The organism is Myroides odoratimimus, assembly GCF_030326305.1.
Classification (GTDB): domain Bacteria; phylum Bacteroidota; class Bacteroidia; order Flavobacteriales; family Flavobacteriaceae; genus Flavobacterium; species Flavobacterium odoratimimum_A.
The window spans coordinates 54,136-69,121 of record NZ_JACAKB010000012.1 but is presented as its reverse complement, the minus strand read 5'-3'; the positions used below and the strand labels follow the sequence as shown (position 1 = coordinate 69,121).

Below are 14,986 nucleotides of genomic sequence, written 5' to 3'. Positions count from 1 at the left end.
TTATTCTTGTAGCATATAGCCAGTTCCTTTTATGGTGTGTATCATTTTTACTTTAGATTCATCTATTTTACTTCTGAGGTAAGATATATAGACATCTACTACATTAGTATTGGTATCAAATTGTATTCCCCATACACGTTCTAGAATCTGCATCCTAGAGACTACGCGATCTTTATTTTCTAATAAGAAAAGTAATAATTTGTATTCTCTAGGAGACAGGTCTATTGTTTTACCTCCTTGTGTAACTAGGTGTTTCTCAGGGTCTAGTTTTAGGTCACTACAGATGTAAATATGGTCTTTCTTCTCGTAGTTAAATTTAGTTCGTCTTGTCAAGGCATTAATTCTCGATAGTAATTCGCTAAAGTGAAATGGCTTCGTTAGATAATCATCTGCACCACTGTCTAGAGCAGATATCTTATCAGTGGTTTCACTTAGAGCACTTAACATCAGTATAGGGGTATAGTTCTTTTTAAAACGAATCATTTTGGTCAACTGAATACCATCTATACCTGGAAGCATAATATCCATCAAGATAAGATCCCAATCGGCATTAAGAATAAAATCTCTTGCCTCTTCTCCAGAAGCAGCAAGTTGTACTTGCATACCACTTTCTTTTAAACCTTTGACGATAAAATCGCTAATGCGAGAATCGTCTTCGACAAGTAATATATTCAAGATTAAAGTTTTTCTGTATTTGATTTGATAAAATCTGTTACTAAATAAGTGATTAACTTTCCTACAAGATGGCTGTTCTGCTCGAAATCTAAAGAAGGAGCCCCTTCACAGATGTGAATATATCCAACATTCTTAGATTTAGCAAAGTAGTGAATGAACTGTCTCAGTCTCTCAGCAGAGAAGCCTGTAGGAGTGATAGCACTACTAGCTACTAGTGGCACAGCATCTAAATCTATTTCGATACCGTAAGTATTGTTTTCTATATGTCGTTGAGCTGTTAGTAATTCGGTGTCAAAAGATTTCTCTTTGCGAATGCGTATTTGCTCATAAGTATTATACTTAACGCGGTCTGCATGAAGTTTTATATCCCCAAAAACAGTCTTAGAAGTATAGTTCTCATGAAGACCGAAGATAAAATAGTTCTTTAAAAAACCTTCTTCGAATGCATAAGAAAACCCATTACCACTATGTCTTCCTTCTAGTGGTCTAAAATCTGTATGCGCATCAAAGTTGATTACATTAATCGCTTTGCCTTTTGCTAAGGCAAGTCCTTTAATGTTACCGTAAGCATTATTGTGTCCACCCCCTATAACAATAGGTATCTTGCCTGCTTTTACAATTTTAGCGATGGTATGTGACACTTCTTTATCTATACGAGACACTAATTCGAAGAGTCTTTTGCGGTCTTCTCGATTATTAGGATCTAGTTGTTCTGCTTCTTTTTGCTCTTCACTGAAATCTAAATGGCCAATTAACGTAGTCCAGCTTCCTTTACAGAATCTGTTGTGTTGAATATTTAAAAGGCTGTTTAAGAAATTTTGCCAAGCAGAAGAAGTACCTGTACGACCTAGATTCGCTTTTACACCTATATCTTCAGGAATACCAATAATAGCATATTTAGCTTCTGTAGTAGCTAATTCGCTATGCCAATTCTCTTCTGATTCTAAAGTGTGAACTCTTTCTCCAAATTTGATTTCTCCACTTCTGAATTTGGTCAAGGCAACCAAATCAGTTTTCTTAAATAACACTAGTTTTTGTTTGTTCATAGCTATGTTGTTGTGATGCAATAGATACTAGGGTATCTTTTATTTTTGTATTTGTCCATTTAGAATTACCTGATCTATAAGGTTAGAGCCAAAAGCATAAGGTAATTCATAAAATGAATTTAGTGGTTTTGTGATAATTAAACTAGCTTTTTTGCCTTTTGTTATACTACCGTACTCTTGTTGTAGTCCCATTGCATAAGCTCCATTTATTGTAGCTGCATTAATCGCTTCTTCAGGAGTCATTTTCATTTTGATGCATGCTGTAGCTACGACAAAGTTCATATTCCCAGATGGTGTAGTACCAGGGTTAGAGTCAGAAGCTAAAGCTAGTGGTAGACCTGCTGCTAACATCTTTCTAACAGGCGTATAAGGAATAGAGATAAAGAAAGAACATGTAGGTAAGGCTACAGGCATTGTTTTACTTCCTTTTAAGATTTCGATATCTTCGTCTGTTACTATTTCTAGGTGATCTACTGATAGCGCGCCATTTTTTACACAAGTTTCGATTCCGCCAATAGCAGTAAACTGGTTAACGTGAACTTTAGCGATAAGTCCATGTTCTTGTCCTGCTTTAATGATTCGCTCTGTTTCTTCACAAGAGAAATAACCTGTCTCTAAGAAAGCGTCTACATATTCTGCTAAGTTTTCTTTAGCGATAGCAGGAATCATTTCATTGACTATAAGATCAATATACCCCTGGTGGTTATCTTTATATTCAGTAGGGAAGGCGTGAGCCCCTAAGAAAGTTGCTTTAATCGCTATAGGATAGTTTTCTTTTAGTTTTTTAATCACGCGTAGCATTTTAAGCTCTGCTTCAACAGTAAGACCATATCCAGATTTAATTTCAACAGCTCCTGTACCTTGGCTGATTACTTCTTCTAAACGTTTGCGCGATTGTTCATATAAATCTTCTTCTGAAGTTTCTTGTAGTTTTTTTGCAGAGTTTAAGATACCACCACCTCTGTTGAAAATCTCTTCATAACTAAGACCATTGATGCGGTCAACGAACTCTAATTCTCTATTACCAGCATAGACTAAGTGTGTATGACTATCTACCCATGTAGGTAAGATCGTTTTCCCTGTAGCATCTATTACTTGATCCATTTCATTCTCATTAGGACAAGTGTCCATCGTACCATAATCTGCTATCAAGTCGTGTTCTATAAGTAGATATGCATTGTCTAGCTTAGGTAAAGTTGCCATATCAGCTCCAGATACTTTCTCTATAGCTTCATTTCTAACTTGTAGTATTTCTTTTATATTCTTAATTAGTGTTTTCATATTTGTTTGAGTTGTTTTTTTAGGCTTATAAATGAGATAAAAGTCTAAAAACTTTTATCTTTAAGCAAATTTACAAAATGTGAGACGAGTTAAATATAAGAAAGCTAGAAAACTTCAACCAAATTCTTTAGAATATGCAGGTTCTTTCCCAGAAGTACCTATTTCTATGCAATTGTTCATTTATGATGAGAATACGTTCGAGGAGTACAATGATTTAAGTCTGAAGGAAATAGAAGAGATATTGATAGCAGCATCTCCTCATGCTATAAAGTGGTTTAACTTACATGGACTGCATGATATAGATTTATTAAAAGAAGTAGGTAACTTTTTTCATATAGAATCTTATATCATGGCAGAGATTCTAAATTTCTCTAGAAGAACTAGAGTGGAGGAGTTAGATAACACATTATTCTTTAGTGTTAAGGCTATTTTGCCGTCTTCTCATGAAGACATTCTAGTAGGGATAGAACAGATAAGCTTCATCCTTCAAGAGAATGTACTGTTGTCATTTCAAGAGAAAAGAGGAGCGTTCTTTAATTTGATCAGAGAGCGTATTAGAACCAAAACAGGACAAATAAGAAGAAAAGATTCAGGATATCTATTGTATGGATTACTAGATTCACTCATGGAGAGTTATTTCGTAACCTTAGATTTGATAGAAGATAATGTAGAACAAATCCTGTTAGAAGCTAGAACTAAATATCATAAACAGATACTTGTAAGTATAGAGGAGTATACCCAACAGTTACAAGAGGTGAAAAGGGCTATTATACCGCTAAGAGAAGTGTTATACAATCTAAAAACACAACATGATAAAAAGAATGTAGAGTGTCAGATCAGCAGAAGTAGTATTGTTTTCTTTGATCGATTACAGTATAAAAGCTATGAAATGCTTGATCAAATTGATTATAATTTGAATAAATTAGATAGTGCTACCAACTATTATTTCTCATCTCAGAGCAATCGAATGAATGAGATCATGAAGGTATTGACTATTGTCTCTGTAGTCTTTATTCCGCTAACGTTTATCGTTGGAGTATATGGAATGAACTTTGAGAATATGCCAGAATTAAAAACAGAGAATGGATATTTCTATACTTTATGGGTAATGTTAGGTTTGGTTGTTTTAATGATTACCTATTTTAAATGGAGAAAATGGTTTTAATAAGCTTCTAGTGATATTAGATTGACTTTAAATGTCTGGGAACGCTTAAAACAATATCTTTGTTTTATGATGGATAGCAAAGAAATATTAAGCTACTCTAGGTAGAGCTTTCAATAGTGTAAGAGTTGATGAATAAAATAGTTGTTTAGCTATTTATTTCGAAGAAAAAATGTTTACTTCCACTTTTTTCCATTTTCTTTCATTCTTTTCCGAATACTTCTCAATATTTCCAAAAAAGTCTATTTATTTTCATTTTTTTAAATCATAAGTATCTTATTATCAGTGGTTATTTGTTTTAAATATACCCATTTATTCGGAAGCTCTTCGGAAGAGTTCGATATTTGTTCGGACTTAGGAGGCAGTTTTGCGAAGAGCACCCAAAGACTGCCCAATAAACTCCCGAAGAATATGCACTTAGGTTTCTAATTTTTAATGATATATTACTTATTGATAATCAAAGTAATTTTGCTGTTTTAGTAACGTTTAAAAATTACTATAGGATACGAAAAAAAGCTCTATCAACAACAATAGAGCTTTCATAATAGGAAACAACATTATAACTTAAATAGAACTTTATGTTCTATGATAGTTCTTTTTTAGCACTCAGTCTCTTTGTTAAATATTAAAATACTGAATAATAGTATTTTAATAATGTGAGACAAAAGATTTGTATTTACTTAGAAAGAGAAACATAATAATCTAGAATTTATACTTCTATTCCTCTTTATTATTAATCTTGTAGGACAAAAGTATAAAAAAAGCCTTGTATAATTTCCTAATTTGACGCTAAAACTTACTAAAAGTGTCCTTTTTGCGAATAAAACCTTTTGATTGTTAATCTGTATGTCTTACAACTTCAAATTATATTAAAAGAGATTAAGTTCTTTAAATAAATGTAGAAAACTGTAATACTTTTATGTTTGAACAAGCTGTTTTTTTAACTTAAAATGCCTTTTTGGTCATTTTCTTTGAATAATATTAAGCTTTTATCTAGTAGGGAGTAATTATTGACAATATGTGACGCGATATATCTTAATATAGATTAAGTATATTTTCTTAGAATAGGAGTAATTTTATACTATCATAAAAAAAGAGAAAGATGGAAATAGGAATTAGCATGTTTGGGGATTTAAAATTCGACAAACAAAACAATAGTTATCAGTCAAGTACACAACGTATAAATGAGATTATAGAGGAGGTTAAATTAATGGATGAAGTAGGATTGGATGTTTTCGGTATAGGAGAACATCATCGCAAAGATTACGCAGTTTCTACTCCAGATATCATATTAGCCGGAGCAGCTACTGTTACTAAGAATATAAAATTAACAAGTGCAGTAACAGTATTAAGTTCTAATGATCCTGTGCGCGTGTATCAATCATTCTCTACTATAGATGCAATGTCTAATGGTAGAGCAGAGATTACGGTGGGACGTGGAAGTTTTATAGAGTCATTCCCTTTATTTGGATATGATCTTAATGACTACAATGAGTTGTTTACAGAAAAACTTAATTTGTTGTTGAATATCAATGCTATAGATGGACCACTGACATGGACAGGAAAACACAGAGCTTCTCTAAAAGAACAGCAGGTCTTTCCACGAAGTGAACAGCCAATGGATGTATGGATTGCGGCAGGAGGAACACCAGAGTCTGTATTAAGAGCGGCTAAATTAGGATTACCACTTGTGTTTGCTATTATTGGTGGAATGCCAGAGCAATATAAACCATTCTTCGATTATTATAAACAAGAGTATATTAATGCAGGTCATGATATTAGTAAGATGCAGATCGCTACTCACTCACATGGATTAGTAGGAGTAGATGGAAATGCGTTAGCTAAAGATTATTTCCCTGTATATAAAGAGCAGATGGATAGAATAGGAGCGTCACGTGGATGGCAGCCCTACACTTATGAGCAGTATGAAGGAGGAAGAAGTAGAGATGGTGCTTTATTCATAGGAGATGTAGATCAAGTAGTAGATAAGATTTTATATCATCAAGAGATGTTTGGATTAACACGTTGGTTAATGCATAGTGACTTAGGAGCACCTGATCACTTAACACAAATGAAAAATATAGAACTATTAGGTACTAAAATAGCTCCTGCAGTTAAAAAAGCTTTGCGTAAATAATACCAATGATTAGAATAAAAAAATTCCTTTAGTAAAGTCTTTACTAGAGGAATTTTTTTATTGTTATAAATGTCTTTTTAAGCAAAGGATAGCTTCTTCTATTTGTCGTTCTGACAAAGATCCGAAACTAAATCTAATCCCTTGTAATTTCTTGCTATAGGAGAACCTTTCGGGACCCATAAAAGCAATTTTATCTAAGTCTAGTTTCTTTTTAAGTTTGTCCCAATCTGTCTCTTTTTTAGGAACTAACCAGATTGCCAACCCTCCATCAGCGATTGTATAATTTACTTGTTCGTTAAGGTTTTTCTCTAGTAAATTGGCAGTTATATCTCTCTTGTTTTTATAGTAGCTATGAGCTTTTTTTAAATGCTTCCTTATTGTCCCATCCTCCATTAATTGTAAGATAGCTTGTTCCATTATATTGTCACCTTGTACATCGATGATACTTCTTAGCTCTCCTATTTTTAGGATTAGATCACTATTGGTAGCTATATAACCGATACGAAGAGAAGGAGCTACGACTTTACTCAATGTTCCTATATATACATAGTTTTGATTATTAGGTAAACTACTTATTGGCATAATGGGTCTATGTCCATAGTGAAACTCATAATCGTAATCATCTTCTATAATTGTAAAATTATAGAGATTAGATAGCTCTATAAGTTTATACCTTCTTTGCAAACTAAGGGTTGCTGTAGTTGGGTATTGATGGTGTGGGGTGATATAGATCGCTTTAATTTTTTTGTTTTCTTTTAGAAGGCGTTCTACCTGATCTATATTTATACCTTGTTCATCTACATCAGCATATAGTAATCTAGCTCCAGCATGCTCAAATGTGTGCCATGCCTTTCTATATCCAGGGTGTTCCACTATGATATAGTCATCTTTCTTTAATAATACTTGAGCTATAAGATACATGGCCATTTGGCTTCCTCTAGAAATACATATTTCTTCAGCAGTTACCTGCATTCCACGCCAATGATTAAGCATCTTACTAATATGTTCTCTAAATTCAAATAATCCTAAAGGAGATGAGTATCCCATCATCTGCCACTTTCCTTTTCGTTTAAATATTTGGCGATAAGCTCTAGCTAGTTCTTCTACAGGAGCGATAGATGTATCCGGATTTCCATCATCAACACTGATATTATAATGAATAACTTTATGGTTATCATTCACTATAGGTTTCTTTTTTAGAGGAGTAGTATTTATCTCAGCAAGTTTAGAGACGAAAGTACCACTGCGAGATTTAGAATTGATCCAACCTTCACTTAATAATACATCATAGGCTTCTATAACTGTATTTCTGTTTACTCCTAAGATCTCTGCTAATTTTCTACTACCAGGTAAAGCTTCTTCTTCTTTTAGTTGTCCTGTTTTTATAGCTTCTATGATAGCATCAGCTATCTGAAGATAAATAGCTTTTTTTTCTGTATTACTGATTTGTATCTGTAACGGCCAAGGTCTAAGCATATTAATAAAATAGATGTAAGAATAATAGATTTAAACCTAGTCTACACTTCATCTTTAGATAAGGTATAGACTAGATTTAAAAGTTCAATCAAAGGTACAATGAAAAAGAGAATATAGTATTTATTAGTTTTTCTTTGTTATCAGTTTTATACAAGGCGGTTGTCTCTCTGTACAAGAGGTTCCGTCTGAAGAAGGGTAACAGATAGTCTTGTCATTAGGTGTAATACAATGGTTACTTCCATAGATTAGATATTCACCTTCTACACGAGGTATGGAAACTAGATGAGCAAGAGAAGCAAGTGTGTAATCTTTACTTTTAGAAACAAAATAGTATAGATTATTATGCTTCAAGATAGTTAGTATAGGAGAAGTGATTTTAGAAAAATGAGGAGAAAAGTACTCTTCGATTTCAGCTTTAAGAGCTTTAGGTTAGATTAGGAACTGATAAGATTCATTACCTACGGAATCTCTTATAATTCGAACAATATTCTTTTCTTGTAGGGTTTTCTTTTGATAAGAGGTGATGGTAGTCTTTTTTTTTCTGTCCAAAACTGTAAACGATGCAGGACAAAAAGATAAGTAGGAATCTCATTGTTTAGAAGTGTATGTGTTTAATAATAAGTGGACAAACACTATTCCAATTGTTAAGATTATGTATTAGTAAAATGTTAGTAAGGTGTTAAGCTTTGATTGCCTATAAAACTCCCTAGAATTGGATGAGATAATACTTTATTTTTTTCTTTTTAAAGAGGAAGTATTTGTATTTATAGACAGGAATGATAATAAATCCTTTTTGTTTTAATTTTTTTGAGATAGAAATCGGTAAATTAGTTATGAGACATGAGTTTTTTCCTTTTATAGCACATTCTTTCAGTTGATTTATAATTTTCTTGTATTGATCATCAAGAGCATTTTCTGCAATATTATTAAGTTCTTCGGCTGTCATTATATTCTTAATTAAATATATTGTATAGGTATAAAATTATATAATTGATTGAAATAATTCTCAAAAACTGTTTTTTTTATACTATTTTCATCTATATAAAGGGATTTTTTATTGAATTCATTATTTAGAAGTACAACTACTAATAATGTTTCTTTTTTGAAAGTGAAATCAATAATAATGGCTTTGTAAATTAACAATAACTGACAAGTATAGCTTAATGTTTGATTTTTTTAATTTAAATTACAATAAAAGATATTGTTGTTTTTGATATACTGATTTTTTTTTATTTAAAATTCAAAAACAGTGCTCGTTGCTTTAAATTAAAGAGCTATAATGTTAAAAATTATAAAATAATGTGTAGTTTTGTCTAAGAGCTATAACAATGTTTATTTGTTTACACTTGAATGATATGAAAAAATTACAATTAATTACTTTAGGATTTTCTTTATTTGGATTTATGTCTATGTCTGCTCAGAAAGTAGAAGGTAGAGTATTTGATAAAAAAACAAATAATCCAATAGCAGAAGGAGAAGTAACGTTTTTTAATGATAAGGGTGATAGAATTGCTACAGTGTACACTTCTACAGATGGGGTTTATGTATTCGAGCCTAAGAGAATGGCAGACATTCATAAAGTATCTACAGCAGCAAAGAATTATAGTAAAGCAGAGGTTCTTCTGAATCAAATGGACAATGGTGTAGTAGCCAATTTTGGTTTAACGAGTGTACAAGAAACTCAAAATAAGAGCTATACAATAGCGAGTGGGGATTATAATACATCTAGAACTTCTAATCAAAACTATGACAGCTCTACGTTGCCTTCTTTTTATTACGACTTTAATAGTTCTTATTTAAATGCTGATAATAAAGCATCTGTAGATGAGATAGTATCTTATATGTATAATAACAGAGAGGCTAGAGTAAGAGTGCACGTGTATTTTGATACTAGAGGTAATGCTAGATATGACGAATGGTTAGCTGATAGAAGAGCTGATAGAGTTATTAATTATATGATCATGAAAGGAATTTCTCCTTCAAGATTATTAAAATTAGTTGAAACTGTATACCAGAACGTACCACCTAAAGAAGGTAGTTATCCAAGTGGGAGATCAGAAAATAGAAGATGTGATTTTGACCTTATTTAAACGATAAGTATAAATATAAGAAGCTGAAAGTAATGAATACTTTCAGCTTTTTTTATGTTGTTTAGTTTTGATTATTGTTGTTATAAATAAAGTTTCTGAAAAATAGTTAGAGTTGGGACATTTGTCTTATTTTTGAGCTTTAATAACAACACTAACACACAATGACATTAAAGTATCAAGGAAAGACTAAAGATGTATATAGTCTATCAAACAATCAAGTTCTTTTAAAGTTTAAAGATGATGTAACAGGAGAAGATGGTGTATTCGATCCAGGTGCTAATACAGTAGGATTAACTATCGATGGAGCAGGTAAGAGTGGACTAAAAATGACAAAACACTTCTTTGAAGTTTTAGCACAAAAAAATGTACCTACACATTATGTTTCTGCTGATATAGAGGATGTATCAATGGTTGTAAAAGAGGCTATACCTTTTGGAAAAGGATTAGAAGTAATCTGTCGCTATAGAGCGGTAGGAAGTTTCTTTAGAAGATATGGCGCTTATTGTACAGAGGGTCAACCATTAGATAGCTTCGTAGAAGTAACTATTAAAGATGATGAAAGAGCTGATCCAACTATTTCTGACGATGCATTAGAAATGTTAGGTATATTATCAAAAGAAGAATATACAATTTTAAAATCTCGTACTAAAGAGATTTGCCAAATTATAAAGGATGAATTAGCTACTAAAAACTTAGAGTTATATGATATCAAATTAGAATTTGGAAGAGATAAAGCTACAAATGATATTATTTTAATAGACGAAATTTCTGGAGGTAATATGAGAGTGTATAAGGACAATGTTTATATCGCTCCATTAGACTTAGAAAAGGAGTTCTTGAGATAAGAAGCAAAAAAAAAGGGATATGTACTATATCCCTTTTTTTTGCTTAAAACCCCTTATTTAATAGGTTCGTTTGTCGAATCAACATTGCTTTTTGGCTCTTGAGCATGCTCATTTGCAATAGCATTAGTTGTATTTGTTTCTCTTGTAGCTTGTTTGAATTCTTTAATTCCTGTTCCAAGTCCCTTCATTAATTCTGGAATTTTCTTTCCACCAAAAAGTAATAAAGCTATTGCAACAACAACTATTAATTCAGAAGGAGCTACTCCGCCTAATGGGATAATTGTTGAAACCATATTGTAAAGATGTTTTGATTGAGGAAAACAAATGTAATTAAGAGAATTCTTAATCAATTTTTTTTAACATGATTTTAATTTACGAATAAAGGAATTACTCTTTACCAATTACTCTTTTTTCAACATAATTAGAATTCATAATTCTAAGAATTCCCATATAGCTCATATAGAATGAGATAGTGTCACCTACTTTTAATTTATCAGGATTATCTCCTAGATCCATAACCATCATATCAGAACTAGACCCAACGAATTGTTGTTTCGCATTAGTAGGAGTGATATGATCCTCTTCTATATCTAATAATCCGAGATCTATAATTGCGCGATAATTAACGCTATTTTCCCATTCTGGAGCTAATTCTACTTTCTCTCCTGTCATTTTCAGACCGAATTCTCCTTCAGGCATCATTGGTTTTTCATATAACTCAATGATTTCAGCATGAAGCATAAAGATATTCTGTTCAAAATCAGGATAAGCTACATTGTCATAGGCATTGGTTCCCATAAATAAGGTCTCTCCAATTCTAAAGTGATTAATAGCTGTTGGGATAGTTTCATTTAATATTAAAGGAAGAGTTACAGATGCACCTCCCGATAAATAGGGGATTTGTTTTTTAAATTTAAGCTCTAGTAAGTCTCTAAATAGCGTTAGCTGTATTAACTTATCATTATTAGGTAATACACCATACATACAAGTAAGATTAGTTCCTAGCCCAATAATATCAATATTAGGTAGGTTAAAGACTTGGCTATAGAAATCGATTAGTTCTTCTCTTAGAACACCTTCTCTCAGTTCGCCAAGTTCTACCATAATAACAATTTTATGTACAGTGTTTTGACGTTGAGCTTCTTCTGAAAGAAGTTTTATCGTCTCTAGTTCTGTATTAAAACTGATATCAGCATATTCAATAATCTCTTCAATACTGCCATTAGGAGCAGGTTTAATATAAATGGTTTCTATTGCAGGATCAATTTGTTTGATCATTTTTAAATTAGAAACTCTAGAGTCACATATTTGTTGAGGGTTTAATACCAAAACCTCTCTAAGGAAGGTCTCATCACCACAAAGTAATTTACCTACAACAGCCCAATGTATCTCTTTCTCCTGAAATAAGGTATCTAGTTTGTTGTAATTGTGTTTTAATTTACTTTGATTTAATGTTATATAAGCCATCTTCCTATTTTGTTAATCTCATTTCTATGTATTTTTTCTCAAATCCTTTTCTTTCATATAAGTTTTGAGCAGGATTATCTTTATCTACATGTAGTGCGATAGATCCATGAGCTTCTTGTTTTAGTTTGTCTATTAATTGGCCTCCTAAACCTTGACCACGTACGCTTGAGTCTATTGCAATATAGACAAGAATATGCTCAGGAATGAAGCCTCCCATTAATGTGTCTAATAAGACTGTAATACCAACAATTTTAGCATCTTGGTTTTTGGCAACTAATACAAACCCTCCTGGTTTATTATCATAAGAAAGAGCGTAGTGAATTGCTTTTTCGATATCTTGTTTTTCGTCACCATATTGTTCTAAATGAATGTATAGAAAGTCTACATATTCTTTGATCTGTGATTCGTTTGTAGAGGTGTGTTTGTCTATTTTATGAATTGAAAGCATAAAAAAATGTTTATATGCTTATTTAGGCTTTACAGAAAAGATGAAGACAAAAAAGAAAAGGTATAAACCTTTGATTTGAAAGTAAAAAAATAGAAACGAATATTGTGTTTCTATGGAATATCTCTTTTAATAAAATAGCTAAATAAGCTTGATTAAATAAATTTGATTTTTGTAAAAATACAAAAAGTTTGATGTTTTGACAAGTTTAAATAGATTTTATTGATAAAAAGTAATTGTTATTAGCTATAACTATACTTTGTTTTTATTTATACTAAGAGGGGTAAGCCCTTTGTTATAAAGGATTTAGTACTGATCTAGTAAGAGAGATAAATAATAAAACAAATGATACTGATTATCAGACGATTTTAAAGTTAATAAATAAAAAAAGACTAATAGTAGGTTCTATTAGTCTTGTATTTTTATTGAATATCTAATCGATATGTTTTGCGTTCTTTGTGAATCTCTGGATCTAATTGTTTCCACAACTGTTGAATCTTATTGTTTTCAACCAATAGGGGATTAGTTTCCACGAATGTGATATTGTGCTTTGTAAAACACTTGTATATCTCTTCAAAAATTACTGCAGTAACTCCTTTGTTTCTATATTCTGGATCTACACCAATTAAATAGAACTCTGCGTGACTGTTTTTCTTAATCGCTTGTAGTAAATGCCAAAAACCAAAAGGAAATAGTTTCCCATTTGCCTTTTGAAAAGCTCTAGAAAAAGAAGGCATTGTAATGGCAAAAGCAATCATTTTATTGTTTTCATCCATAATACAAGAGATATAGTCTGGATGAATGAACTGTAAATACTTCTTTTTATAATGCTCTACTTGGAACGACTCTATAGGAACAAAGCTTTGTAAGTCTGCATAAGTCTTATTTAATAGAGCAAACATCTCATCAACATAAGGCATTAGTTCTTTTATTGTTTTAAACTCTAATACTTTGACCTTATATCTCGTTTTGATAATAGAAGACATCTTGTCTATTTTTGGTTTGTCGAATTTAGAAATATTGAGTTTATACTCAAGCCATTCAGCCTCAGGTGTAAAACCAAGTTGCTGCATATGTTTTGGATAATACTCGAAGTTGTATAATCCTATCATAGTGGCTATATAGTCAAATCCTTTAGTTAGCATTCCTGCCTTATCCATATTAGAGAATCCCATAGGACCTTCTATATATTCCATATTTTGACTTTTTCCGAATGCGATCACAGTGTCTATTAAAGCTTTGGTCACTTCTATATCATCAATCATTTCTAACCATCCGAAGCGAACTTTAGATTTGTGTAGATCTTTTACCTCTGTCCAGTTGATACAACAAGCAACTCGTCCTACGATTTCATTGTTTTTATAAGCTAGGTAAAAGTGAACATCTACAGTCTTGAAGATATCATTGTTTCTATCAAAACTTTTGATTTCTTCTTTGATCATAGAAGGAACCCAGTACTTATTGTCTTTATATAGTTTAAAAGGGAACTTAACGAATTCTTTAATTTCTTGATTCGTTTTAGCTTCTCTAATTTCAATCATTTTATTTCGTTTTTATAAACTCAGGATTACAAAGATACTTATTTGTGATATTAGAAAAACATAGTTTATCTAATTAAAGTATAGTAACTATTGTAGTTTCTTTATCGTAAGGAGTGCATTGTATTTTTGTTGTTTAGGATAAGAACGGATAGAATAGTTTTCTTTAGGAAATAAAGTATAAAACTGTTCATTTCGATTTTCATCTTCTTCTGTCAATACAATGGTATTAAATAAGATAAAGCCTTTGGGGTTCAATATTTTTTGAATTTGCTCAACAAAATATCGTTCAAATAAGAAGTCTGGCATTTTAGCATCTTGGAAGATATCTATGATGATTAAATCATACTGTTCTTTAGAACGCAAGACAAATTCAAAAGCATCTATATTGTGAATAGTGTGGTTTGCACTGTATTGCTCGATACCGAAGTACTTTTTTCCAATAAATAAAATAGCTTCATCTAGTTCAACACTATCAATAGCGTTAAGGTATTTTACCTCATCTCTTAGTGTTTTTAAAACTCCGCCTGCACCTAGACCAAGGATAAGCACCTTGTCCATATTTTTGATTTTTTCAAAACCAATAAAACTGAGTCCATTCTTTAATACCTTTTCTAAATTTCCATAAGAGTAGTTAGTATGCTTGGTGTCTACTACGAGATGACCATCTATCCAAGTCACTTCTAATTGCTGACTAACTTTTGAGGGGATTTTCTTTTCTATAATAGGAGTAAAGTAACTTAGGATTCTCTTTATCATTTTTTCTAGCTCAACTTTACTTCAAAGATAAATCAAATATTAGACACATAGAGAGGCAATTTTTA

Annotated in this window: 15 protein-coding genes; 4 read left to right on the top strand and 11 right to left on the bottom strand. The window is 31.6% G+C overall.

Translation table 11 applies throughout. The features are described from left to right. From HX049_RS10465 to hutI, 3 genes are read right to left on the bottom strand one after another with little or no spacing between them, the layout of a single operon-like run. Entirely contained in the window at positions 1-675 is a 675-nt protein-coding gene (locus HX049_RS10465) for a response regulator transcription factor (protein WP_286415754.1), read from the bottom strand. Between the two features lie 2 nt (positions 676-677). Continuing rightward, complete coding sequence (locus HX049_RS10460; protein WP_286415753.1) at positions 678-1,721, bottom strand: formimidoylglutamase; 1,044 nt, start codon at positions 1,719-1,721, stop codon at positions 678-680. A gap of 39 nt (positions 1,722-1,760) precedes the next feature. Then, on the bottom strand, positions 1,761-3,002 hold the full coding sequence (gene hutI, locus HX049_RS10455; RefSeq protein WP_286415752.1) for an imidazolonepropionase: 1,242 nt from the start codon (positions 3,000-3,002) through the stop codon (positions 1,761-1,763). A gap of 79 nt (positions 3,003-3,081) precedes the next feature. On the opposite strand from hutI, the gene corA reads away from it, so the two are divergent. Then, a complete protein-coding gene (corA, locus tag HX049_RS10450) occupies positions 3,082-4,167 on the top strand; it encodes a magnesium/cobalt transporter CorA (RefSeq protein WP_286415751.1) in 1,086 nt (361 codons plus the stop codon). Between the two features lie 1,099 nt (positions 4,168-5,266). Further along, positions 5,267-6,301, top strand: a complete 1,035-nt coding sequence (locus HX049_RS10445) for an LLM class flavin-dependent oxidoreductase (protein ID WP_039329459.1) — start codon at positions 5,267-5,269, stop codon at positions 6,299-6,301. 63 nt (positions 6,302-6,364) lie between these two features. On the opposite strand, the gene HX049_RS10440 is transcribed toward HX049_RS10445, so the two are convergent. The 3 genes from HX049_RS10440 to HX049_RS10430 form a co-directional block, all read right to left on the bottom strand. Continuing rightward, positions 6,365-7,777, bottom strand: a complete 1,413-nt coding sequence (locus HX049_RS10440; protein WP_286415749.1) for a PLP-dependent aminotransferase family protein — start codon at positions 7,775-7,777, stop codon at positions 6,365-6,367. 123 nt (positions 7,778-7,900) lie between these two features. After that, entirely contained in the window at positions 7,901-8,128 is a 228-nt protein-coding gene (locus HX049_RS10435) for a hypothetical protein (RefSeq protein WP_286415748.1), read from the bottom strand. A 355-nt stretch (positions 8,129-8,483) separates the two neighbouring features. Next, positions 8,484-8,723 (bottom strand): hypothetical protein, encoded by a 240-nt coding sequence (locus HX049_RS10430; RefSeq protein WP_286415747.1) that lies wholly within the window; start codon positions 8,721-8,723, stop codon positions 8,484-8,486. A 409-nt stretch (positions 8,724-9,132) separates the two neighbouring features. On the opposite strand from HX049_RS10430, the gene HX049_RS10425 reads away from it, so the two are divergent. Next, entirely contained in the window at positions 9,133-9,867 is a 735-nt protein-coding gene (locus HX049_RS10425) for an OmpA family protein (protein WP_286415746.1), read from the top strand. 161 nt (positions 9,868-10,028) lie between these two features. Continuing rightward, on the top strand, positions 10,029-10,712 hold the full coding sequence (locus HX049_RS10420; RefSeq protein ID WP_286415745.1) for a phosphoribosylaminoimidazolesuccinocarboxamide synthase: 684 nt from the start codon (positions 10,029-10,031) through the stop codon (positions 10,710-10,712). Between the two features lie 53 nt (positions 10,713-10,765). Here HX049_RS10420 and HX049_RS10415 read toward each other — a convergent pair whose 3' ends face one another. The 5 genes from HX049_RS10415 to HX049_RS10395 all read right to left on the bottom strand — a co-directional run bounded on the left by HX049_RS10415 (position 10,766) and on the right by HX049_RS10395 (position 14,921). Beyond that, positions 10,766-11,005, bottom strand: coding sequence for a Sec-independent protein translocase subunit TatA/TatB (locus HX049_RS10415; protein WP_286415744.1), 240 nt, complete (start codon positions 11,003-11,005; stop codon positions 10,766-10,768). A 94-nt stretch (positions 11,006-11,099) separates the two neighbouring features. Then, a complete protein-coding gene (locus HX049_RS10410) occupies positions 11,100-12,179 on the bottom strand; it encodes an alanine racemase (RefSeq protein ID WP_286415743.1) in 1,080 nt (359 codons plus the stop codon). A gap of 4 nt (positions 12,180-12,183) precedes the next feature. Then, entirely contained in the window at positions 12,184-12,627 is a 444-nt protein-coding gene (locus tag HX049_RS10405; protein WP_286415742.1) for a GNAT family N-acetyltransferase, read from the bottom strand. Between the two features lie 419 nt (positions 12,628-13,046). Continuing rightward, positions 13,047-14,165 carry a GTP cyclohydrolase gene (locus HX049_RS10400; RefSeq protein ID WP_286415741.1) on the bottom strand — a complete coding sequence of 373 codons (1,119 nt, stop codon included), beginning with the start codon at positions 14,163-14,165 and terminating at the stop codon, positions 13,047-13,049. Between the two features lie 87 nt (positions 14,166-14,252). Further along, positions 14,253-14,921, bottom strand: a complete 669-nt coding sequence (locus HX049_RS10395) for a spermidine synthase (protein ID WP_286415740.1) — start codon at positions 14,919-14,921, stop codon at positions 14,253-14,255. Positions 14,922-14,986 lie beyond the last annotated feature (65 nt).

Bases quoted from the DNA above. Each gene is read 5' to 3' on its own strand.
- HX049_RS10440 (WP_286415749.1), bottom strand. From the start codon at position 7,777: ATGCTTAGACCTTGGCCGTTACAGATACAAATCAGTAATACAGAAAAA.
- HX049_RS10460 (WP_286415753.1), bottom strand. From the start codon at position 1,721: ATGAACAAACAAAAACTAGTGTTATTTAAGAAAACTGATTTGGTTGCC.
- HX049_RS10420 (WP_286415745.1), top strand. From the start codon at position 10,029: ATGACATTAAAGTATCAAGGAAAGACTAAAGATGTATATAGTCTATCA.
- HX049_RS10400 (WP_286415741.1), bottom strand. From the start codon at position 14,165: ATGATTGAAATTAGAGAAGCTAAAACGAATCAAGAAATTAAAGAATTC.
- HX049_RS10425 (WP_286415746.1), top strand. From the start codon at position 9,133: ATGAAAAAATTACAATTAATTACTTTAGGATTTTCTTTATTTGGATTT.
- hutI (WP_286415752.1), bottom strand. From the start codon at position 3,002: ATGAAAACACTAATTAAGAATATAAAAGAAATACTACAAGTTAGAAAT.
- HX049_RS10410 (WP_286415743.1), bottom strand. From the start codon at position 12,179: ATGGCTTATATAACATTAAATCAAAGTAAATTAAAACACAATTACAAC.
- HX049_RS10430 (WP_286415747.1), bottom strand. From the start codon at position 8,723: ATGACAGCCGAAGAACTTAATAATATTGCAGAAAATGCTCTTGATGAT.
- HX049_RS10445 (WP_039329459.1), top strand. From the start codon at position 5,267: ATGGAAATAGGAATTAGCATGTTTGGGGATTTAAAATTCGACAAACAA.
- HX049_RS10415 (WP_286415744.1), bottom strand. From the start codon at position 11,005: ATGGTTTCAACAATTATCCCATTAGGCGGAGTAGCTCCTTCTGAATTA.
- HX049_RS10405 (WP_286415742.1), bottom strand. From the start codon at position 12,627: ATGCTTTCAATTCATAAAATAGACAAACACACCTCTACAAACGAATCA.
- HX049_RS10395 (WP_286415740.1), bottom strand. From the start codon at position 14,921: ATGATAAAGAGAATCCTAAGTTACTTTACTCCTATTATAGAAAAGAAA.